At 74.3% G+C, this 20,364-nt stretch carries 19 protein-coding genes; 10 read left to right on the forward strand and 9 right to left on the reverse strand.

The window, feature by feature from the left end:
- Positions 1-31 precede the first annotated feature (31 nt).
- Both C8046_RS09205 and C8046_RS09210 read left to right on the forward strand, forming a co-directional pair.
- Positions 32-1,657, forward strand: coding sequence for an Ada metal-binding domain-containing protein (locus C8046_RS09205; protein WP_109229178.1), 1,626 nt, complete (start codon positions 32-34; stop codon positions 1,655-1,657).
- Positions 1,654-2,184, forward strand: a complete 531-nt coding sequence (locus C8046_RS09210) for a methylated-DNA--[protein]-cysteine S-methyltransferase (RefSeq protein ID WP_109229179.1) — start codon at positions 1,654-1,656, stop codon at positions 2,182-2,184. The genes C8046_RS09205 and C8046_RS09210 overlap by 4 nt, the downstream gene beginning before the upstream one ends.
- A gap of 126 nt (positions 2,185-2,310) precedes the next feature.
- On the opposite strand, the gene glsA is transcribed toward C8046_RS09210, so the two are convergent.
- Positions 2,311-3,312: a glutaminase A gene (glsA, locus tag C8046_RS09215; protein WP_109229180.1), complete on the reverse strand. Its 1,002-nt coding sequence runs from the start codon at positions 3,310-3,312 to the stop codon at positions 2,311-2,313.
- A 59-nt stretch (positions 3,313-3,371) separates the two neighbouring features.
- Here glsA and C8046_RS09220 point away from each other — a divergent pair, with 59 nt between their 5' ends.
- The 7 genes from C8046_RS09220 to C8046_RS09250 all read left to right on the forward strand — a co-directional run bounded on the left by C8046_RS09220 (position 3,372) and on the right by C8046_RS09250 (position 10,040).
- Positions 3,372-5,507, forward strand: coding sequence for an alkaline phosphatase family protein (locus C8046_RS09220; protein WP_109230855.1), 2,136 nt, complete (start codon positions 3,372-3,374; stop codon positions 5,505-5,507).
- Positions 5,504-6,310 carry an MBL fold metallo-hydrolase gene (locus C8046_RS09225; RefSeq protein WP_109229181.1) on the forward strand — a complete coding sequence of 269 codons (807 nt, stop codon included), beginning with the start codon at positions 5,504-5,506 and terminating at the stop codon, positions 6,308-6,310. The genes C8046_RS09220 and C8046_RS09225 overlap by 4 nt, the downstream gene beginning before the upstream one ends.
- Before the next feature lie 61 nt (positions 6,311-6,371).
- Positions 6,372-6,863, forward strand: coding sequence for a hypothetical protein (locus C8046_RS09230; RefSeq protein WP_109229182.1), 492 nt, complete (start codon positions 6,372-6,374; stop codon positions 6,861-6,863).
- A gap of 32 nt (positions 6,864-6,895) precedes the next feature.
- Complete coding sequence (locus tag C8046_RS09235) at positions 6,896-7,537, forward strand: hypothetical protein (RefSeq protein WP_146197113.1); 642 nt, start codon at positions 6,896-6,898, stop codon at positions 7,535-7,537.
- A gap of 60 nt (positions 7,538-7,597) precedes the next feature.
- A complete protein-coding gene (locus tag C8046_RS09240) occupies positions 7,598-8,224 on the forward strand; it encodes a copper resistance CopC family protein (RefSeq protein ID WP_109229184.1) in 627 nt (208 codons plus the stop codon).
- Positions 8,221-8,823 (forward strand): copper chaperone PCu(A)C, encoded by a 603-nt coding sequence (locus tag C8046_RS09245; RefSeq protein WP_109229185.1) that lies wholly within the window; start codon positions 8,221-8,223, stop codon positions 8,821-8,823. Before C8046_RS09240 ends, C8046_RS09245 begins: the two co-directional genes overlap by 4 nt.
- A gap of 38 nt (positions 8,824-8,861) precedes the next feature.
- Positions 8,862-10,040, forward strand: a complete 1,179-nt coding sequence (locus tag C8046_RS09250) for a Dyp-type peroxidase (protein WP_235866256.1) — start codon at positions 8,862-8,864, stop codon at positions 10,038-10,040.
- 127 nt (positions 10,041-10,167) lie between these two features.
- On the opposite strand, the gene C8046_RS09255 is transcribed toward C8046_RS09250, so the two are convergent.
- From C8046_RS09255 to C8046_RS19350, 5 genes are all read right to left on the reverse strand, one after another.
- Complete coding sequence (locus C8046_RS09255) at positions 10,168-11,562, reverse strand: ABC transporter substrate-binding protein (RefSeq protein ID WP_109229187.1); 1,395 nt, start codon at positions 11,560-11,562, stop codon at positions 10,168-10,170.
- A gap of 8 nt (positions 11,563-11,570) precedes the next feature.
- The gene (locus tag C8046_RS09260; RefSeq protein ID WP_109229188.1) at positions 11,571-12,530 is read right to left on the reverse strand and encodes a carbohydrate ABC transporter permease; all 960 of its coding nucleotides are present in this window, start codon (positions 12,528-12,530) and stop codon (positions 11,571-11,573) included.
- Between the two features lie 10 nt (positions 12,531-12,540).
- On the reverse strand, positions 12,541-13,485 hold the full coding sequence (locus C8046_RS09265) for a carbohydrate ABC transporter permease (RefSeq protein ID WP_109229189.1): 945 nt from the start codon (positions 13,483-13,485) through the stop codon (positions 12,541-12,543).
- A 177-nt stretch (positions 13,486-13,662) separates the two neighbouring features.
- On the reverse strand, positions 13,663-15,495 hold the full coding sequence (locus C8046_RS09270; RefSeq protein WP_235866257.1) for an alpha-galactosidase: 1,833 nt from the start codon (positions 15,493-15,495) through the stop codon (positions 13,663-13,665).
- A complete protein-coding gene (locus C8046_RS19350; RefSeq protein ID WP_235866258.1) occupies positions 15,435-15,812 on the reverse strand; it encodes a hypothetical protein in 378 nt (125 codons plus the stop codon). The genes C8046_RS09270 and C8046_RS19350 overlap by 61 nt, the downstream gene beginning before the upstream one ends.
- 175 nt (positions 15,813-15,987) lie before the next feature.
- Between C8046_RS19350 and C8046_RS09275 the strand changes: the two genes are divergently transcribed.
- Positions 15,988-17,148 carry an ROK family transcriptional regulator gene (locus tag C8046_RS09275; protein WP_109229190.1) on the forward strand — a complete coding sequence of 387 codons (1,161 nt, stop codon included), beginning with the start codon at positions 15,988-15,990 and terminating at the stop codon, positions 17,146-17,148.
- 86 nt (positions 17,149-17,234) lie between these two features.
- Here the strand turns inward: C8046_RS09275 and C8046_RS09280 are convergent, their stop codons facing one another.
- From C8046_RS09280 to C8046_RS19360, 3 genes are read right to left on the reverse strand one after another with little or no spacing between them, the layout of a single operon-like run.
- Positions 17,235-18,341 carry an AI-2E family transporter gene (locus tag C8046_RS09280; RefSeq protein ID WP_109230856.1) on the reverse strand — a complete coding sequence of 369 codons (1,107 nt, stop codon included), beginning with the start codon at positions 18,339-18,341 and terminating at the stop codon, positions 17,235-17,237.
- 5 nt (positions 18,342-18,346) lie between these two features.
- Positions 18,347-18,541 (reverse strand): hypothetical protein, encoded by a 195-nt coding sequence (locus tag C8046_RS19355; protein WP_235866259.1) that lies wholly within the window; start codon positions 18,539-18,541, stop codon positions 18,347-18,349.
- Between the two features lie 53 nt (positions 18,542-18,594).
- On the reverse strand, positions 18,595-20,202 hold the full coding sequence (locus tag C8046_RS19360) for an FAD-dependent oxidoreductase (protein ID WP_109229191.1): 1,608 nt from the start codon (positions 20,200-20,202) through the stop codon (positions 18,595-18,597).
- Between the last annotated feature and the right edge of the window lie 162 nt (positions 20,203-20,364).

Below are 20,364 nucleotides of genomic sequence, written 5' to 3' on the forward strand. Positions count from 1 at the left end.
TCAGGCCGCCCCGGTGGGCCACACTGGACGCATGCACCTGCCCCTGGACGCCGAGTCCGCGCACCGCGCGGTGGCCGGTCGCGACCCGCGGTGGGACGGTCGCCTCTACCTCGGCGTCGCGACGACGGGCATCTACTGCCGGCCGTCCTGCCCGGCGCGCACCCCGCTCCCGCACCACTGCCAGTACTTCCCGACGGCAGCGGCCGCCGTCGCCGCCGGGTTCCGCGCCTGCAAGCGGTGCCGCCCCGACGCGCTGCCGGGCACGCGGCACTGGGACGCGCGCGGCGACCTGGTGGCACGGGCGGTTCGACTCATCGCGGACGGGGCGCTCGACGACGGCGGCGTGGCCGCGCTCGCGCAGCGCCTCGCCGTCAGCGAGCGCCACCTGCACCGGATGCTGCTGGCGGAGGCGGGCGCCTCGGCGCAGCAGCTCGGTCGCACGCGCCGCGCCCACGTCGCCCGCACGCTCATCGAGCAGACCGGGATGCCGCTGAGCGACGTCGCCTTCGCCGCCGGATTCGGGTCGATCCGCCAGTTCAACGACGTCATGCTCGCCGAGTTCGGCGCGAGCCCGCGCTCCTTCCGGCGGCCGCGCGGCTCCGGCGTGGCACCGAGCGCCTCGGGGACCACGACGGCGGACGGCACCTCCGCCGTCGACGGCCAGGTGGGTCTCGGCGCCCCGTCGATCGCCCTCCGGCTCGGGTACCGGGGCACGATCGCGGCGCTGACGCTGCGGCGCACGCTCGCGGCGCACGCGATCGGCGGCGTCGAGCGGATCGAGATCGACGGCGGACACACTCGCGTCGTCGACGCCCCGTCCGGTCCGGCGATCGTGCGCGTGGACCTCGGGACGGAGGACGTGCTGGACCAGCCGATCGCGGCGACGTTCCAGCTCGCCTCCCTCACCGACCTCATGCCCGTCATGACCCGCGTGCGACGCTGGCTCGACCTCGACGCGGATCCGGCACTCGTGGCCGAGCACCTCGGAGGCGACCCGCTCCTGGGACCGCTCATCGCCGTCCGGCCGGGGCTGCGGGTGCTGGGGGCGATCGACGGCGCGGAGGTCGCCGTCTGTGCGGTGCTGGGGCAGCAGGTGTCGGTCGCCATCGCCCGCGTGTTCCAGTCCCGGATCGCCGCGGCGTTCGGGGCGCCGGTGGTTGGTGTGCAGAAACCCCTCGCGGAGATGCGCAAGCCCCTCGCCGGTGTTCCTCAGCCCCTCGCCGGTGGGCAGAAGGCCCTCGCGGATGGGGTGCACACCTTTCCGCGGGCCGAGGTGCTCGCCGCGGCCGGGCCGCAGGCGATCAGGGATGCCGCGAACCTCACGCAGGCTCGCGCGCGCACCGTCCACGCCCTCGCCACGGCGATCGCGGAAGGCCTCGTGCTGGAGCCGGGCGTCGACCCCGAGGGCACGCGCGCCGCGCTGCTGGCCCTGCCGGGCATCGGACCGTGGACGGCCGACTACGTGAACCTGCGCGCGCTCCGCGACCCCGACGCCTTCCTGCCGGGCGACCTCGTGCTCCGCAAGGCGCTCGCCGCCGCGACGTCGACACCGCTCAAGGAGCTCACCCCGCGCATCGCCGAGACGCTCGCCCAGCCCTGGCGCCCCTGGCGCTCCTACGCCCTTCAGCACCTATGGACCCAGGAGGTCTACGCATGAGCACGCCACCGCCCACCGCGGCACCGCTGATCCTCGCCACGTACCCGACCCCCGCCGGACCGGCCCACGCCGTCATCACGCCGGAGGACGACGTCGTCCGCCTGTTCGGCTGGCTCGACCCGGCCGAGAACATCGGGCGCCTGCGCCCCGACCTCGCCGCACGTGGCCTGACCGAGGGCGACGGCCCGGCCTCGATCCGCGGCGCCATCGCGGACTACACGGCCGGTGACCTGGACGCGCTGGACGCGATCGCCGTCGAGCAGCCGGGAGGCGAGTTCTTCACCGCCTCGTGGGAGGCGATGCGGCGGGTCCGCCCGGGCCACCCGGTCACCTACACCGAGCTCGCGACGGCGGCCGGTCGGCCCACCGCCGTCCGCGCGGCCGCGAGCGCCTGCGCCCGCAACCTCGTCGCGCTGGTCGTGCCGTGCCACCGCATCGTGCGGACCGACGGCGGCCTCGGCGGGTTCTACTACGGCCTCGAGGTCAAGCGGGCGCTGCAGGAGCACGAGGCCCGCTTCGCGAGCTGACCCGCCCGACCGCGAGCCCACCCGCCCGACCGCGAGGGCGATCCATCCGCCGTGAGGGCGACGCAGCGCGGATCGCTCTCACGACGGATGGATCGCCGTCGCGAGAGCGCGCCTCAGGCAGGCGCCTCAGGCGTACGGCTCGGACGCCAGCAGGTCCAGGCCCAGCGAGCGCGAGAGCATCGCCGCGGACAGGGCCCCGCGCACGGAGTTGCCCGTCCCGTCGAGCAGCGGCGAGTACGTGCCGAGCGCGCAGCGCCCCGGCGAGACGGTGACGATGCCGCCGCCGATCCCCGACTTCGCCGGCATCCCGACGTCGATCAGCCACTCGCCCGACGACTCGTACATCCCGGCGACCAGCATGAGGGCGAGCGTCACGCGCGCGACCTCCTCGCTCACCACCCGCTCGCCCGTCACCGGGTGGTGGCCGCCGTCGGCGAGCACCGCCCCCATCACGGCCAGATCGGCCGCGGTCACCTCGAGCGCGCACGTGCGGGTGTAGATCTCGACGGCGTCGTCCGGGTCCCCCTCGACCGTGCCGAACGAGCGCATGAGGTGCGCGAGGGCCAGGTTGCGGTGGCTGACCTCGCGCTCGGAGTCGAGGGTCTCCTCGTCGAGGCCGAGGTCACGCCCGGCGAACCGTGACAGGCCGTCGCGCACCCAGCGCCACCGCTCCTCGACGCCCTCTCCCGGGATGTGGCTGACGGTCGCGATCGCGCCGGCGTTGACCAGCGGGTTCGTCGGCCCCGCGATCCCCACCTCCACCGCCTGCGCCGAGTGGAACGGCAGCCCGGTCGCGTTCACCCCGACGCGCTCGCGGAGCAGGTCGACGCCGAGCTCCTCCGCCAGCAGCGCGTACGTGAACGGCTTCACGACGCTCTGGATCGTGAACGTCACGCGCGAGTCGCCGTGCTCGTGCAGCTGCCCGTCCACGCCCAGCACGGCCAGGCCGAAGTGCGCCGGATCGGCCCGGCCGAGCGCCGGGGCGACGGTGGACAGCTCGCCGTCGTCGTCCGCGGCGAACTCCTCGTGCACCTGCGTCAGGAACGACGTCACCGACTCGCCCGAGGGCAGGGCGGCGGGGACGACGGTGCGGGGCGTCGCGGCGACGCGGTCGTAGGCGATCTTCATCCCGCCATCCTCCCGTGCCGACCACGCTCCCGGCACCGGTGGCCTGGCAGGCTGGCACCGTGAGCCCCGTCGCGACCACCCCGGACCCCCGGCGATGGCTGCCGACCGCGGTCGACCTGTGGGAGGCGCTGCTCCAGCTCGCCGCGACCGCGCTGGGCCTGAGCGTCGGCATCGCGCTCGTCGAGGACGTGAGCGCCACGAACGGCTGGTCGGTCGTGGGGGCCGCGCTCGCCGTCGCGACCCTGACGTGGCTCGTCGCGGCGCCGCTGCGGGCCGTCGCGAACCTGCTCGGAGGCGTCGTCGCGTTCGTGCTCAGCCTCGCCGCCCAGATCACCCTCATGTGGGCCGCGCTGTACCTGCTGCCCGGCCTCGTCGTGGAGTCGTGGTGGGCCGCGGCCCTGGTGCTGCTGATCACCGGCGCCGTGGTCGCCGCCGTCGCGTGGCTGGTGGGGGCGAGCGACGCGGGGTACGTCGTCGGCGACGTGCTGCGCCGCGGGCGCCGTCGGGCCTCCCAGCGCCGTCGCGCCGAGGCGCGCGGCCTCCCGCTCGCCGACCCCCGACCGCCGGGTCTGCTGCTCGTCATCCTCGACGGCGTCGCCGAACCCGTGCTCCGCCACGCGCTCGACGCCGGCCACGCGCCGACGATGGCGCGCTGGCTCGACGAGGGCAGCCACGTCCTGGACGGCTTCTGGGCGCAGGTCCCGGCCACCACCCCGGCCTCGACGGCCGGCCTCCTCCACGGCACCTCCGACCGCATCCCCGCGTTCCGGTGGTGGGACGCCGCACAGCGTCGTCTCGTGGTGACGAACCACCCGCGGGACGCGGCCGCCGTCGAGACCGCGATGTCCGACGGCGAGGGCCTCCTCGCGCACGGCGGCGCCGCCGTCTCCACGGTCTTCTCGGGCGACGCCCCGCACGCCCAGCTGGTGATGAGCCGCGTCGTCGGCGCGGTGCGCAGTCGGAGCCGCGGCGGCATCTACGTGCGGTTCTTCCTCTCGCCGCTGGTCTTCATGCGCACGCTCGTGCTGACGATCGGCGAGATGGTCAAGGAGGTCTACCAGGCCCGCCTGGCACGGTTGCGCGACGTCAGCCCGCGCATCGGCCGCGGCGGCTGGTACGTGCTGCTGCGCGGCATCACGAACGTCACGCTCCGCGGGCTGAACACCTCGCTCGTGGCCGAGCACATGGAGAAGGGGGTCCCCACGATCGCCGTCGACTTCGTGGACTACGACGAGATCGCCCACCACGCCGGCCCGCTGCGCCCCGAGGCCCTGCGCTCCCTCGAGGGGCTCGACGGCGTGCTCCGCACCCTCGAGACGGTCGGGGAGGTCGCGCCGCGCGACTACCGGATCGTCGTGGTCTCCGACCACGGCCAGTCGCTCGGCGACACGTTCGCGCAGCGCGCGGGCATGCCGCTCGCCGACCTGGTCACCGCGCTGATGGCCGGGCGGGTCGACGACGTCCTCGCGCCCGGTGGCGGCGAGGACTGGGGACCGCTCAACGCGCTGCTGACCGAGGTGGTCTCGCCGCTGCGCCGCCGTCGGACGCCGATCGTGTCGGGTCCCGAGCGGCCGGAGAGGGCGGGGCGGCCGACGCGCCCGGCGCGCCCCACCCGCCCGGGGCGGGCGGAGCCCGCCGCCGATCGTCCCTCTCCCGGAGGTGACGACGTCGTCGTCATCGCGTCGGGCAACCTCAGCCTGGTCTGGTTCACCGGCGACGACGACCGCCTCCCCCTCGAGGCGCTGCAGCCGCGCTGGCCGAGCCTGGTGGCCGGACTCGCGGCGCACCCGCTGATCGCCGTCGTCGTCGTCGACTCGGCGGACGGGCTGCTCGCCGTCGGGCCGCGCGGGGTCCGTCGCCTCGAGGACGTCGGTCCCGACGGCGAGCCGCTCGTCGAGGGCGTCGATCCGCTCACCGCGTTCGAGGACGCCGACGTCGCCGCGAGGGACCTCGCCCGCGCGGCCCGGCTGCCGCACACGGGCGACCTGCTGCTCGTCTCCGCCGTCGACGACGGCCGCGTGCTCGCGTTCGAGAACCAGGTCGGTTCGCACGGCGGCCTCGGCGGCGACCAGAACAGCGCGGTCCTGCTGCACCCGACCTCGCTGGTGCGCGACGACGACTCCCCGCTCGTCGGCGCCGACGCCGTCTTCCACCAGCTCGTGGCGTGGCAGCGCCGGCTGGGGTTGCGGCCGTGACGCCCGAGAACCGCCCCGACGCCGTCACCTGGCTCGGCCACGCGACGTGCGTGATCGACGTCGGCGGCGTCCGGTTCGTCACCGACCCCCTGCTCGGCCGGCACGCCGGCGTGCTCCGGCGGCGCGACGCGCTCGCGCCCGAACCGCGGCACTGGCACGGCAGCGCGGCCGCCCTCGTCTCCCACCTGCACCACGACCACGCGCACCTCGGCTCGCTGCGCTCGGTGGGCGCCGTCGCCCTCTCCGCTCCCGCCAACGCGCGCTGGCTCGAGCAGCACGGGGTGCCCGCGCACCACCTCGGGCCCGACGACTGGTGGTCGCCCGACGGCGCCCCGCACGTCCGCGTCCGAACCGCCCACGCGGTGCACGGGCACCGCCCGATGCCGCACCGCCCCAACGCCGCGACCGGGTTCCTCGTGGTGAGCGACGGCGTCGCGCGCGACGGCTCCCCGCGCACCACCCGCGTGTGGTTCGCCGGCGACACCGAGGCCTACCCCGCGATGGCCCAGCTCGACGAGCTCGCGGGCGGCCCGATCGACCTCGCGCTCGTGCCGATCGGCGGCTGGGGGCCGCGACTGTCGGGCGGGCACCTCGACCCTGTCCAGGCGGCCCGGGTGTGCCGGACGGTCGGGGCCGCGCGCGCCGTCCCGATCCACTGGGGCACGCTGCACGCCCCGCTCGGGCAGCACCTGCCGCGCGGCTGGATGGACCGCGGCGGCGAGGCCTTCGTGGCCGCCGTCCGCCGGGAGGCCCCGGACTGCGAGCCGGTCCTCCTCCAGCCGGGCGACGCCGTCGCTCTCTGACCGCGCCCGCGGCGACCCGCCGTCGTAGTCTCGGGCGACGTCCTCGAGCACAGGAGTTCCCGTGAAACGTCGCACCGCGATCGTGACGACCGGCGTCGCCGTGGTCGGCGTGCTCGGCGCCGTCGTCCTCGTCTCGCTCCCGCTGCTGCAGCACGACACCGAGCGGATCCGCGTCGTGGCGGACCCGCGGCTGCGCGAGGCGATCGAGGTCTACGTGGCCGACGTCGAGGACCGCCTGCTCCTCTCGCCCGAGGACCTCGCGACCCACGACGATCTCGCGGCCCGCTCGGTGGCGCTCGAGGTGGAGGTGTACGCCGACCTCGACCAGCAGATCACCGCGGCGACCGTCGAGATCCAGAACCTCCAGGACGCCCGGATCGAGGGTCCCCACGTCGTCGTGACGGTCACCACCGGCTCGACCATCGACCTGAGCGACGACTCCGGGACCTACCTCGGCTGGTCGCCGGCCTGGAGCGACACCCACGAGCTGACGCTGGAGCGGAACGGTCGCGAGTTCGTCGTGGTCGACGACGTCATCACGTCGGGCCCGTAGCCGCCCCGCGCGGCCGTGGGAGGATGGGCGACGTGAGTCCGAACCGCGTGCGCGTCGTGCGCGGAGCCGTCGCCGGTGGCGTCTCGGTCGGACTCGCCCTCCTCTTCCACCTCGCAGGCGGCGGCGCCGCCCCCGGGGCCCTCGGCCTGGCCGCGCCCCTCGTGCTCGCCTCGCTCGCGGCGACGGCGCTGACCTCGCGCGCCCGGCTGGGCACCACGCTCGCGGCGACGACGATCGGCCAGGTCGCCTTCCACACCCTCTTCACGCTGGGCGCCGCCCCCGTCGCGACGTCGGCCACCGCCGGCCACGGCAGCCACGCCGCCCACGCCGACCCGTCCGCCGCCCTGCAGCACGCCACCGCCGGCGCCGACGCCACCCACGCCGTCGTCGGCGTGCACGGCGACGCCCGGATGTGGGCCATGCACCTGGTCGCGGCCGCCGTCACCGCCGTCGTGCTGCACCACGGCGAGCTCGCTCTCGCGCACCTGGCGGGCCTGGCCGTGCGCGTCGCGCACGCGGTCGGCCTCGGCCGCCGCCCGGCCGCCCCGCTCGCGGCGCCCGTCGTCCTCCTCGCGACCGCGGCACCCGTCGACGGCGAGCGCCCGCGTGCCTGGACCGACCACCTCGTCAGCACCTCCCCGCGCCGCGGACCCCCGGTCGGCCTCGCCGCCTGACCGACCCGGCGTTCTCGCCCCGCGCGAGCGACGTCGCCCTGCGCACCCCCGGGACACCCCATGCCCACGCACCCCAGGGTGCGGCCGCGGCACGCCGTCACGACGGCGCTCGCCCTGGTCGCCCTGACCTGGCTCACCCTGGCGTCGGCCCCACCGGCCGCCGCCCACGACACCCTGGTCGCGTCGACACCCGCCGCTGACGAGAACCTCGACTCCGCCCCGGCGGAGCTCGTGCTCACGTTCTCCGGCGACGTGCTCGACGTCGGCGCCGAGGTCCTTCTCACCGGTCCCGACGGCGAGCACCGCTCGGTGCCGTCCGTCACCGACGGCGTGGTCACCACCGCGCTGCCGGACCTGCCGGTCGGGCACTACGACGCCCGCTGGCGCGTCGTGTCCGAGGACGGCCACCCGATCTCCGGCATCGTGCCGTTCTCGATCGGCGACGCCGGACCACGGCCCGAGCCCACGACCGCACCGTCCACCTCACCGACCCCCACCGACGTCGACGCCGCAGCGCCGACGGACGCCGGCACGCCCGCGACGACCTCCCCCGCCGTGGCCCCCGGGCCGCTGCGCCCGCTCGGGGTCGCCGCGATCGGGGCGCTCGCCGCGCTCGCGGTGCTGGCGACCGTCCGGGCGGTGCGCCGCCGTCGTCACCCCCACCACCCGTCACAGGAGATCTCATGACCACGAGCACCACCCGCACGTCCCGCACCGCCCGCACGCTCGCCACGACCGCCGCCGTCGCGGCTCTCGTCCTGGCCGCGTGCTCGACGCCCGACGACGGCGGGGCCCCCGCCGTCGCCGACGACGCCCCGTCCGGCCCGGCCCTCGAGCTCACCGACGCGTGGGTCAAGTCGGCGGACGAGGGCATGACCGCCGCCTTCGGCACGCTGGCGAACACGGGCGGGGCGGACGTCACGGTCGTGGCCGTCACCTCGCCCGCCGCCACCGCCATGGAGCTGCACGAGACCGTCGAGAAGGACGGCGTCATGGTGATGCAGGAGGTCGAGAGCTTCGACGTCCCCGCCGGCGGGAGCGTCGAGCTCGAGCCCGGCGGAAACCACCTGATGTTCATGGGCCTGACCGCCCCGATCGCCCCCGGGGACGAGATCGAGCTCGTGCTCGAGCTGACCGACGGCAGCACGGTCGAGCTCCTGGCTCCCGCGAAGGACTTCGCCGGCGCCAACGAGAGCTACGAGGGCGGGACGGACATGGACCACGGCGACATGGGCGACATGGACCACGGGGACATGGACCACGGCGACACGGGCGCCGACCACTGATGGAGGACACCCCTCGGGGGCGCCCCAGCCGGCGACAGATGCTCCTCGGGAGCGCCGTCGCCGGTTGGGGCGCGGCCCTCGCCCTCGGGACCGACGCGGTCGCGAGCGGTGCGACTCCGACGCCTCCGCAGCCGTCGCCCCCCGAGGACGCGCACGGCTCGGTGACGATCCCGTTCCACGGCCCCCACCAGGCCGGGATCGCGATCGAGCCGCAGGCGCGGTCGACGTTCCTCGCGCTCGACCTCCTGCCTGCCACCGACCGCGACGGCCTGCGCCGCCTGCTCCGGCTGCTGTCCGACGACGCCGCCCGGCTCACGCAGGGGCGTCCGGCCCTGGCCGACTCCGAGCCCGAGCTCGCCGCGAGGCCCGCCCGGCTGACGGTGACGTTCTCGGTGGGACCCGCCGTCGTCGCGCTCGCGGGTCGGGCCGTGCCCGACTGGCTCGCACCGTTGCCGCCCTTCGGCATCGACCGCCTCCAGGAGGCGTGGTCCGGCGGAGACCTCGTGCTGGAGGTCGCCTCGGACGACGACCTCACGCTCGCCCACGCCGTCCGGATGCTGCTCAAGGACGCTCGCGCGTTCGCGACCCTCCGGTGGGTCCAGGCGGGGTTCCGGCACGCGCACGGCTCGCAGCCGTCGGGCACCACCATGCGGAACCTGTTCGGGCAGAAGGACGGCACGGTCAACCTCGTGCCGGGCACGGCCGACTTCGAGAGCCTCGTCTGGCGGACCGACGGCTGGCTGGCCGGCGGGAGCAGCCTCGTGATCCGCCGGGTCGCGATGGACCTGGACACGTGGGACGAGCTGGACCGGCCCGGCCGCGAGGCCTCGGTCGGGCGCACGCTCGCCACCGGGGCCCCGCTGACGGGCACGGCCGAGCACGACGAGCCCGACCTCGAGGCGTTGGACGCCGTCGGCTTCCCGGTGATCTCGGACGTCGCGCACCTGCGGCGGGCCCGCTCGGAGGACCCGACCCAGCGGTTCTTCCGGCGCGGGTACAACTACGACGATCCGCCGTCGGCCGGCGCGATCTCGAACGCCGGGCTGATCTTCACGTCGTACCAGGCCGATCCGGTCCGGCAGTTCGTACCGATCCAGCAGCGGCTGGACGAGCTCGACCTGCTGAACGAGTGGACGACGCCGATCGGCTCCGCCGTGCTGGCGGTCCTGCCGGGCTGCGCGGAGGGCGGCTACGTGGGCGAGACGCTGCTCGTCTGAGGCGAGCACCGCCGTCGCGCACCGCGAGCCGCACGCACCGCGAGACCGATGCGTTGCCGCCGAGACCGACCCCGCGAGGGTCGGTCTCGGCAGCGACGCATCGGTCTCGGCGGACGGTGCCGCGGTGCTACTCCCAGAGGCGGTTGACCTGCTCCCCCGCGTCGACCAGCGAGTCGGGGTCGGCGCCGAAGGAGAAGATCCGGTCCATCGCCGGCTGCATGATCGTGGTCAGCTGCGACCACTGGTCGACCACCGGGCTGGGCACGGTGGTGCCGTCCTCGATGTGGACGGAGAAGGCCTCGGCGTTGATCCCGATCGCGGTGAACGCGTCGATCGCGCGGTCGGTGGCGTCGAGCGAGGCCGGGAACACGGTCGCCGCGTCGGCCACGCTGAGCTGGCACTCGGGCGAGGCCAGGTGCTTGACCCAGAGCCACGCCTCCTCGGGGTTCGGCGTGCCGGCCCAGATCGAGTCCCCGAGGCCGTTGATGACACTCGCGCGCTCACCGCTGGGACCGATCGGCGTCGGCGCGACCTGGAGCTCCACACCCTCCCGCTCGATGACGTTGCGGGCGTTCCACGACCCCTCCACCAGCGTGGCGTAGGCACCGTTGGCCAGCGCGTCCGTCCCGCCGATGCCGGACGTCGCCACCGCGAACGGCGGCATGTAGCCCTTCTCGATGAGCGAGCGGTACCAGCGGATCGTCTCGATGAACTCCGGGTCGCCGTAGTTGAACGACGTCGACCACGGGTGCTCGTCCGAGTAGACCCAGTTGTTGGACAGGGCGAAGGGTGACCACTGGACCTGGCCGTAGCCGGCCCCGGCCTCGCCGTAGCCCATGCCGTAGACGGCGACGTCCTCGGGGTCGAAGCCCTCCTCGTCGCCGCGGACCCCGTTCGCGTCCACGGTCATCCGGGCGAGGAACGCCTCGAACGTGCCGCCGTCGGTCGGGTTCCACTCGAGGGAGTCGAGGTCCTCGGCGGTGTAGCCGGCGTCGGCCAGCATCGTGGAGTTGTAGAACAGGCCCTCCGTGTCCCAGTCCTTCGGCAGCGCGTACCGGCCGGACTCCGGCCCCTCCCACAGGCTGACGAGCCCGTCCTGGTAGATGTCGAGGTCGACGTCGTCCCGCTCCACGAGCGGGTCGAGGTCGAGCAGCTGGTCGTACTCGACGAACTTGCCGAACTGCTGCGTGTGGTCGACGAAGACGTCGGGGGCGTTCTCCGCCACCATGCGGGCCGTCAGCTGGGTCCAGTAGTCGCCCCAGCCGTACTGCTCGATGTTGATGCGGATGTCGGGGTGGGCGGCCTCGAACTCGGTCGCGCACGCCTGGTAGGCCGGCAGCTGCGCCGAGTCCCACATCCAGTAGGTCAGCGTGACGGGTCCGCCCTCGGCCGCCTCGCCCGGACCGCACGCGGTCAGGACGCCGGCCAGGCCGGTCAGGGCGAGCGCGGCGGCGGCGGTCCGGCGGCGGACGCCCCCTCGGGGGGTGGTGGCTTTCGCGGTGGTGCTGCGTGCATGTGTCATCTGGATCCTCACTTGATCCCGGAGAAGCCGATGGAGTTGACGATCCGCTTCCCCAGCGCGAGGAACAGGATCACGATGGGCAGCGCCGCCACCAGGGTCGCGGCCATCAGGCCGGACCAGTCGGGGCTGCCCTGCGGGGTCTGCGACCGGAAGATGCCGAGCGCGACGGTGAGCACGCGGACGTTCTCCGACTGCCCCACCAGCAGCGGCCAGAAGTACTCGTTCCAGGCGGCGATGTAGGTGAGCACGGCGAGCGTCGTGATGGGCGCCCCGCTCATCGGCAGGATGATCCGCAGGAACGTGCGGGCCCGGCTCGCGCCGTCGAGCATCGCGGCCTCCTCGAGCTCGAACGGGATGCCGAGGAAGAACTGCCGCAGGAAGAAGATCGCGAACGGCGTCATCAGGAGCGTCGGCAGCACCAGCCCGGGGAAGGTGTTGAGCAGCCCGAGCTCCTTGATGAGCACGAAGTTCGGGATGGCCGTGAAGATGCCGGGGACCATGAGCGCGGACAGGAAGACGGCGAACACGGTGTTGCGTCCGGGCCAGCGCAACCGGGCGAACGCGTAGGCGGCCATGGCGGAGAAGAACACCTGGCCGACGGTGATCGACGTCGCCACGATGACGGAGTTGCGCAGGTAGAGCCAGAAGTTGATCCGGCCGCCGGCACCGCCCTGGGCGAGGGAGTCCTCGAGCGTGACGAGGCCGAAGACGCGGCGGAAGCCGTCGAGCGTGAAGCCGGCGGGGAGCAGGTTGTCCGCCTGCGAGGCGAGCAGCGCGTTCGTCGAGAGCGCGGTGCGCAGCATCCAGTAGAACGGGAACAGCGTGATCAGCAGCAGGGCGATCATGCAGATCCAGCCGAGCACCTTGCCCGGGCGGACGCGGCGACGGCGGCGCTGCGGATCGATCGGACCGGTGGGCGAGGCCTCGGTCGGGGCGGGCGTGGCGCCCGGGTCGAGTGTCGTGGTCATCGTCGTCTCCTCAGGCCTCGTCCGACTCGCCGGCCCGCAGCAGCCGCAGCTGCACGAGGGCCACGACCAGCAGGATCAGGAAGAGCACGACCGACAGCGCCGAGGCGTAGCCGAAGTCGAGCTGCTCGAACGCGAGGTCGTAGATGTACAGGTAGATGACGCGGGTGGCGTTGATCGGGCCACCGCCCGTCGTGACGGCCACCGTGTCGAAGATCTGGAACGAGCCGGTCACGGTGACCACCAGCACGAGCGCGAGCACGGGGCGCAGCAGCGGCATCGTGATGGAGCGGAACTGCCGCCACGGGCTGGCGCCGTCGAGCGCGGCCGCCTCGTAGAGCTGCGGCGAGATCATCTGCATCCCGGCGAACAGCAGCAGCGCGGTGTACCCGAGGTGGCGCCAGACGTTGATGAGAGCGATGGTCGGCAGCGCGAGCGCCGGGTTGCCGAAGAACGCCTGCGGGTCCATGCCGAAGCGCTCCAGCAGCACGTTCACGACGCCGAGCTGCACGTCGAGCATGAAGAACCACACCAGCGCGACGATGACGTTGGCGATGAAGTACGGCAGCAGGATCGCGCCACGCACGAGGATCGAGCGGGTCAGGCGCTGCATGAGGACGGCGACGCCGATCGCCAGCACCGTCTGGACGATGATGTTGATCGCGACGTAGTACAGCGTCACGACCAGCGCGTTCCAGAACAGCGGGTCGTTCACCAGCCGCTCGTAGTTGTCCAGGCCCACCCACGTCGGTGGGGCGAGCACCGGGTAGTCGGTGAAGCTGAAGTAGACGCCGCGGATCGTGGGGAGCAGGTAGAACACCACGAAGCCGACGGTCGCGGGGATGAGGAAGATCATCGCCGTCCGCAGGTCCGTCCGGCGCCACACCCCCCGTCGTCTCGGGGGTGCTGACGTGGGTTCGGGTCGGCGGGGCCGCCCGGTCAGGACAGGTGTGGCCATCGGATTCTCCTGGGTCGCGTCGTTGCGGTGAGGTGGGGCGAAGGTGCGGGGTGGGGCGGTGCCGTCGGGGGTCGACGGCGGAGCACGCGTCCCGGTCGGGACGGTGCGTGGGCGCCGGGTCGGCGCGGGCGGGCTGTGCTGGCTGAGCTGCTGTGCTGGCCGTGCTGGTCGTGCTGGCTAGAGCGCCGTCAGGTGCAGCAGGACGGTGTGCTCGGGGAGCTGGTTCGGTGCCTGGAGGCCGGTGGCGGCGAGGACGCGGCCGGTGAGCGCGACGCCGTCGCTCCACCACGCGGGGACCTCGCGGCCGCGACGCGGGCCGGGGTCGTCGCCGGGGGCAAGCGGGGTGACGCGGTAGGTGGTGGCCGGGTCGAGACCGGGGATCCGGACGCGTCCGGGGGGCGCGGTCACGCCCGTCGTCACCTGCACGACGGCGATGATCGCCTCGCGCGCGTCGGCGGAGACCACGCCGTGCACCCGCAGCGCGGGGTCCGGGTCGTCGCTGCGGACCGTGACGCCGTGGTGCAGCAGGTCGCGGTGGGCCGTGTACGCCGCGATCCAGGTCGCGAGCTCGTCGAGGTCGGCGTCGCTCGCGCTCGTGAGGTCCCACTCGACGCCGAGGTGGCCGAACATCGCGGTCGCGGCGCGGAAGCTCAGGTCGTGGCGGCGCCCGGTGGTGTGGGAGTGCGGCGAGGCGACGTGCGAGCCCAGCATCTCCGGCGGCACGAGCAGGCCCGTGCCGGCCTCGATGATCTGGCGCTCGAGCGGGTCGATGCAGTCCGACGTCCAGATCCGGTCCGTGAGCGCGAGGATCCCGAGGTCGGCGCGGCCGCCGCCGCCCGAGCAGCTCTCGAACTCCACGTCGGGGTGCGCCTCGCGCAGCGCGGCGAGGAGCCGGTAGGTCGCGAGCGTCTGCTCGTGCACCCCGGCGGTGCCGGTGGCCTGGCGGCCGGCGTCGAACAGGTCGCGGTTGTGGTCCCACTTCACGAAGCCGATGCGGTGGGCGCCGAGGATCGCGTGCATCCGGTCGTAGATGTACTGCCACGCGTCCGGGTTCGTCAGGTCCATCACCTGCTGGTTCCGCGCGCGGCGGGGCAGGCGGGAGGGCATGCGCAGGATCCACTCGGGGTGGGCCCGGGCGACGTCGGAGTCCTCGTTGATCATCTCCGGCTCGAACCAGAGGCCGAACTCGAGACCGAGCCCGGTGACGTGGTCGACGATCGGGTCGAGGCCGTCGGGCCACACGTCGGCGTCCACGTACCAGTCGCCGAGGCCGGCGTGGTCGTCGCGGCGGTGGTTGAACCAGCCGTCGTCGAGCACGTAGCGCTCGAGCCCGACCCGGGCGGCGGCGTCGGCGAGCGCCCTCAGCTTGTCCAGGTCGTGGTCGAAGTAGACCGCCTCCCAGACGTTGATGAGCGACTTGCGCGGCGTCGTCGGGTGCTCCGGACGGGCCCGCAGGAACTCGTGGAAGCGGCGCGAGAGCGCGTCGATGCCGTCGCCGAACGAGGCGAGCAACCACGGGCTCGTGTACGACTCGCCCTCGCCGAGGCGGACCTCGCCGGCCAGCAGCAGCTCGCCGGCGCCGAGGACCCGCTGGCCGCTCGGCATCTCCTGCTCGGCGAACGTGCGGGTGTTGCCCGACCAGGCCAGGTGCACGCCCCAGACCTCGCCCGAGCGGTAGCCGAACCCGGGGGTGCCCGCGAGCATGAGGAGCGTGCCGTCGTGGCTGCGGCCGCGGCGCGACTCGCGCAGGTGCGTGCCGGCGACCAGCGCGTGCCGCTGCGGGCTGCGCTCGCGCAGGTGCCGACCGGTGAAGTCGAGGATCTCGCCGGCCTCGCGCGGCAGCGGGAGCACCGTGTCGAGCGTGGCCAGGTCGAAGGTGCCGGCGCCGGTGTTGGTCAGCGTGGTGCGGGTGCGCACGAGACCCTGGGCGGTGAGCTGGATCGTCAGCGTCAGCGCGAGGCCCGCGGGCTCGTCGGCCGCCTCGACGACGACCGTGCCCGCGAGCGGCACGCCCGCGTCGTCGCCCCCTCGGTGGCGTGGGCGGCCGTCTGGACGAACGCCGTCGAGAAGTCGGTGCCGGCGCGGTGGCCGGTGACGCCCGGCGTCGCGAGCCAGCCCGCGGACTGCTCCGGCAGCACGCCGAGCGTGAACGGGAGGTCGGCCGTGCCCGAGACGGTGGGCAGCACGCTCGCCCGCTCGATCTCGGCCGCGGCGCTCTCGGATACCTCACCGAGGTCGGCGCCCCAGTGGAGGACCCGCGGCAGCGTCTCGCCGGTGGCCAGCAGCAGGCTCGTGCCGGCGGCTCGCAGGTGGGTGTACGTCGTCATGGCTGACCTCGCTGTCGCTCATCGCTTTACTTGCACAACGCAACTTACGGCACGAGGTCAAGCCAAGGCAACCCCCAAACTGCGCAGGTCCTCCCGCCGCTTTCGTCTAGTCGAACAACTAACCCTGATACGCGCCTCATGCTTTGATTGAGGCACGCAAGCAAAGGAGGTCGCGATGCTCAGGCCGACCACGCCGACGTGGACGTCGGCGACCGGCACGGCGCTCCGCGTCGCGCAGGAGGTCCTGCTCCACGGGCCTCTCTCTCGCGCCGAGCTCGCCCGCCGCTTCGACCTCACCCCCGGCACCCTCACCCGCATCACCAAGGCGCTGATGGACGAGGGGATCCTCACCGACAGCGGACGCGCGACCCAGCTCGGCGCCGCCGCGGGGCTCGAGGAGCAGCGCCTCGGGCGGCCGTCGCAGCCCCTCGACGTCGTGTCCGAGGGCCTGGAGTTCATCGGCGTCAAGGTCGCGGGCGACCACGCCTACGCCGTCCGCACCACGATGCGGGCGCAGGTGCTCGAGAGCGTCGACGCCCCCCTCCCGACGGCCGATCCCGAGGCGGTGAGCGACGTCGTCGCGCACCTGGTCGAGCAGCTGGGCGAGGGCGTCGCCCGGGTCGGGGTGAGCGTCGGCGGCCACGTGAGCGCGACGGCCGTGCGCCGGGGTCCGTTCCTGGACTGGGACGACGTGCCGTTCGGCACCCTGCTGGCCGCCCGGCTGGGCACCGCTCCCGTGCTGAGCAACGACGTCGTCGCCGTCACGGAGGCGACGCACTGGTTCGGTGAGGCGCGCGGGTGCGAGCGCTTCGCGCTCGTCACGATCGGCGCCGGCACCGGCCTGGGCCTCGTGACGCACGGTCGGATCGTGATGGACGACGACGTCGGCCTCGGACTGGTCGGCCACCTCCCCCTCGACCCGTTCGGCCCGGTGTGCCGGCTCGGCCACCGCGGCTGCGCGGAGGCCGTGCTCACGACGGCGGCGATCACCTCGGCGGCCTCCGTGGCCCTCGGGCGGTCGGTCGACCACGCGGAGGTGCTCGCGCTCGCCGCGGCCGGCGACCCCGCCGCCCGCCGCATCGTGGACGACGCCGGCCGCCTGCTGGGACGGTTCATCTCCCTGGTCGCGAACATCACGATGCCGCAGCTCGTGGTGGTGGGCGGCGAGGGCGCCACGCTGGTGCACGTCGCGGGTGACGCGGTGCGCGACGCCGTCGCCGCCGACCGCGACCCGCTGGCGGCCCCGGTGCCGATCACGGTGCAGGAGGGCGGGCTGACGGCGTGGGCGCGCGGCGCCGCCGTCATCGCGATCCAGGACTTCGTCGGCGCGCGCTGACGCGGCGCCCCAGCCGGCGCCCCGGCCGGCGCCCCGGCCGGCGCCGAACCGCGACGGCGATCGAACCGCCGCCGCGGCGATCCTGACTACGTCGTCGCGGGTGCGGGTGCGTCGCCGTCGCGGGAGGTCGTCGGCTCCTCCTCGCCCTCCGGGTCCGGCTCGGGTGCCGCCAGGCGCGCCGGCTCCGTGCTCCGGTCGCCCGTGAGCCATCGCAGCCAGGCCGTCCCCGGGTCGCCCTCCAGCACCAGCGCGCGCACGAGCAGCGTCAGCGGGATCGCGAGGATGGCGCCGAGCGGCCCGATCACGAAGGTCCAGAACAGGACCGAGAAGAAGCTCAGCGTGAGGCTGAGGCTGACCGCGTCGCTGACGAACTTCGGCTGCACGAGCACCTGCAGCACGACGTTCACGACCGAGTAGACGACCGCCACGATGAGCATCAGAGGCCAGCCGCCGATCATGAGCGCCAGCACCATCGGCGGCACGAGACCCAGGATGAAGCCGATGTTCGGGATGAAGTTGGTGACGAACGCGAGCACGGCCCACACGGCGGGTGCCGGGACCCCGAGCCACCACAGCGCGAGACCGTCGATGACCGCCACGATCGCGCCGAACGTCGCGTTGACCGTGAAGTACTTGCGCACCGAGGCGTTGTAGCGGCGGAACCGGTCCACGGTCGCGGTCCGCGAGGCACCGAACGTGCGCTCGGCGCCGGTGTAGCGACCGCCGTCGGCCGCCATGAAGATGACGTAGGCGAGCACGAGGAAGAACCCCGTCAGCACGCCCAGCACGGCGCCGCCGAGCGACCGCGCCCACCCCATGATCGTGGCCGGGTCCAGCACGCTGGCGGCGGCGTCGGCGATCTGGGCCTCCAGCCCGATGGACTCGAGCCACGCCAGGAGTCCGGCGGCCGAGTCCTGCAGCTCGTCGGTGTACTCGATCACGAGGTCGACGAACTCGATGCCGGCCCACGAGAGCAGCAGCGCCAGCACCGCGAGGATGACGTACGCGAGCGTGATGACGACGGTTGTGCCGACCCACGTCGGGAGCCCGCGCCGGTCGAACCGGTGCCGCACCGGGTGGCAGATGATGACGATGACGGCGCCGAGCAGCAGCGGCCCGACGACCTCGCGACCCAGGTAGAGGCCGGCGAGGGCGACGACGCCGGCCGCCAGACCGAGCAGGATCGTCAGCATCGGCGTCAGACCACCGGTCGGGGCACCACCGCTCGGACCCACGGCCGCGGGGCCGTCTCCGGGACCAGGACGGTCGGGACGACGGCGGCGGGCGGCGTCGTCGTCGCGCCGCCGGTCGGCTCGGCGGGATCGCGGTGGTCGCTCGAGGGACGCGGGGTGGCCGTGGCGACGTCGTCTCCACCGGCGGACGGGGTTGGCACGGACGCCAGGCTACCCGGGCCGCGCGGCCCCGCCCGGCGGCGGGGCGGGGGGTTCAGTACCCGAGGAAGACGTCCGTGCGCAGGTGTCGCACCCCGGCCGACCGTGCCGCATCCGTCACCGCGGCGACCGCCACCGGCGATCCCGAGACGAGCACGGTGCGCTCGGCGAGGTCGGGCACGGCGGCCGCGAGCACGTCGGGCGTGAGCGCCGCGCCCTCGACGACCTCCCAGCCCGCGGGCACGGCCGCGCGGGGCGCACCCGGCGGAAGCACCAGCACGAGGCGGACGCCCGACGGCAGCGCCGCGACGGCGGGGAGCGCGGCGCGCACGCCACCCCCGGGGATGTCGGCCGAGGGGGCGGTCACGACGTCGAGCACGTCGGCGACGTCCTTGACCGCGTGCACGAGCACGAGGTCCCGGGCCGCGAGCGTGCCGCGCGCGAGCGCGTCGAGGTGCGCCAGGAACGGCGTGACGCCGATCCCCGCGCCGACGAGCGCGAGCGGCGCGTCGCCGTCGGGCAGGAGGAAGTCGCCGCCCACCGAGGTGACGGGAAGCACGTCCCCGGGCCGGAGCGCGACCAGCGCGGCCTTCACCGGGCTGGGCTCGGCGCCGGGCACGGCCGCGATCCGCGTGACGAGCCTGACCGGCCCGCCCGCGGGGTCCGAGGCGATGCTCAGCACGCGACGGCGGCCGCGCGGGTCGCCCACCCCGGCCGCGGGCACGTCGAGCTCGAGGTACTGACCCGGCAGCATCCGCAGCGGGGCGGACGGCGTGAAGGTGAGGTCGAGCAGGTCGCCGCTGCGGCGCGAGCTCTCCAGCCGCAGCACCACCCGGTGCCGCATCCCGAACGCGAACGCCACGACGTTCCCGACGGCGAGCGCCAGCTCCGGGGTGATGCCCACCGGCAGGGTCGGCACGAAGGGCAGCACCGGCAGGACCGAGATCACGGCCACCAGCACGCCGACGGTGATCCGCTGCCACTGCCGCGGCGGCGTGGTGAGCGGCTCGCTCAGCATGAACGCGCCGAGGAAGACGATCGGCGAGGAGCCGAAGGTGAAGGTCGCGGCCTGGGCGAGCGACAGGCCCGAGCCGGTGTACGCCACGAAGGTCAGGGCGAGGGCGGGCACCACGAAGCTCAGGCCGTACAGCAGGCGTCGCGTGCGCCACAGCACCACCAGGCCGGTCACGGCGACCACGAGCAGCAGCGCCTGGCTGCCCACCCACCAGATGCTGACGCCGAGGCCGCTGAGGCCGACGACGAGCAGGCCGGCCACGACGGGGTTGAGCAGGTGGCGACCGCGCCACGCGAGCAGGTACTTGGAGATCCCGGCGGCGAGGCCGGCGACAGCGAGCACGAGCAGGTCCTGCCCGTACCCCGGCCACAGGATGAGCGCCAGGATGAGGCCGGTGATGACCGACGACGGCGGGTGGGGCCGCGAGCGCGTGACGAGCGCACCGATCCAGGTGCCGGCCGCCGTCGCCACGACGCCCACCACCAGGCTCAGCGCGATCGCGCCGGGGTCGTAGGGCAGCTGCCCCGACGCGGCGGCGACGACGGCGAAGGTGCTGATCAGCACCAGCGAGGCGGTGACCAGCAGGTACATCGAGACCCGGCCGAGGCCGGCGTCCACGACGGCGGTCAGGCGGCGCAGGGCGCTCATGCGAAGACCTCTCCGTAGGCGAGGGCCCCGCCGGGGCGGGACTCGGCGGCCCCGCGGTCGCGGGGAGCCCGGCGTGCACGAGCGGACCGCCGGAGGGCATCGCGACGACGGCGTGCACGCCGTCCAGCGCGGTCAGCACCTGCTCCGGCGGGAGGAAGAACG

This window comes from Serinibacter arcticus, from assembly GCF_003121705.1.
Classification (GTDB): Bacteria; Actinomycetota; Actinomycetes; order Actinomycetales; family Beutenbergiaceae; genus Litorihabitans.

What these genes read in the sequence shown, in the direction of transcription:
- glsA (WP_109229180.1), bottom strand. Translation starts at nt 3,312, where the DNA reads ATGAAGATCGCCTACGACCGCGTCGCCGCGACGCCCCGCACCGTCGTC.
- C8046_RS09260 (WP_109229188.1), bottom strand. Translation starts at nt 12,530, where the DNA reads ATGACCACGACACTCGACCCGGGCGCCACGCCCGCCCCGACCGAGGCC.
- C8046_RS09280 (WP_109230856.1), bottom strand. Translation starts at nt 18,341, where the DNA reads ATGCTGACGATCCTGCTCGGTCTGGCGGCCGGCGTCGTCGCCCTCGCC.
- C8046_RS09250 (WP_235866256.1), top strand. Translation starts at nt 8,862, where the DNA reads ATGCTCCTCGGGAGCGCCGTCGCCGGTTGGGGCGCGGCCCTCGCCCTC.
- C8046_RS09245 (WP_109229185.1), top strand. Translation starts at nt 8,221, where the DNA reads ATGACCACGAGCACCACCCGCACGTCCCGCACCGCCCGCACGCTCGCC.
- C8046_RS09255 (WP_109229187.1), bottom strand. Translation starts at nt 11,562, where the DNA reads ATGACACATGCACGCAGCACCACCGCGAAAGCCACCACCCCCCGAGGG.
- C8046_RS09275 (WP_109229190.1), top strand. Translation starts at nt 15,988, where the DNA reads ATGCTCAGGCCGACCACGCCGACGTGGACGTCGGCGACCGGCACGGCG.
- C8046_RS19360 (WP_109229191.1), bottom strand. Translation starts at nt 20,202, where the DNA reads ATGAGCGCCCTGCGCCGCCTGACCGCCGTCGTGGACGCCGGCCTCGGC.
- C8046_RS09265 (WP_109229189.1), bottom strand. Translation starts at nt 13,485, where the DNA reads ATGGCCACACCTGTCCTGACCGGGCGGCCCCGCCGACCCGAACCCACG.
- C8046_RS19350 (WP_235866258.1), bottom strand. Translation starts at nt 15,812, where the DNA reads ATGACGACGTACACCCACCTGCGAGCCGCCGGCACGAGCCTGCTGCTG.
- C8046_RS09240 (WP_109229184.1), top strand. Translation starts at nt 7,598, where the DNA reads ATGCCCACGCACCCCAGGGTGCGGCCGCGGCACGCCGTCACGACGGCG.
- C8046_RS09210 (WP_109229179.1), top strand. Translation starts at nt 1,654, where the DNA reads ATGAGCACGCCACCGCCCACCGCGGCACCGCTGATCCTCGCCACGTAC.
- C8046_RS09205 (WP_109229178.1), top strand. Translation starts at nt 32, where the DNA reads ATGCACCTGCCCCTGGACGCCGAGTCCGCGCACCGCGCGGTGGCCGGT.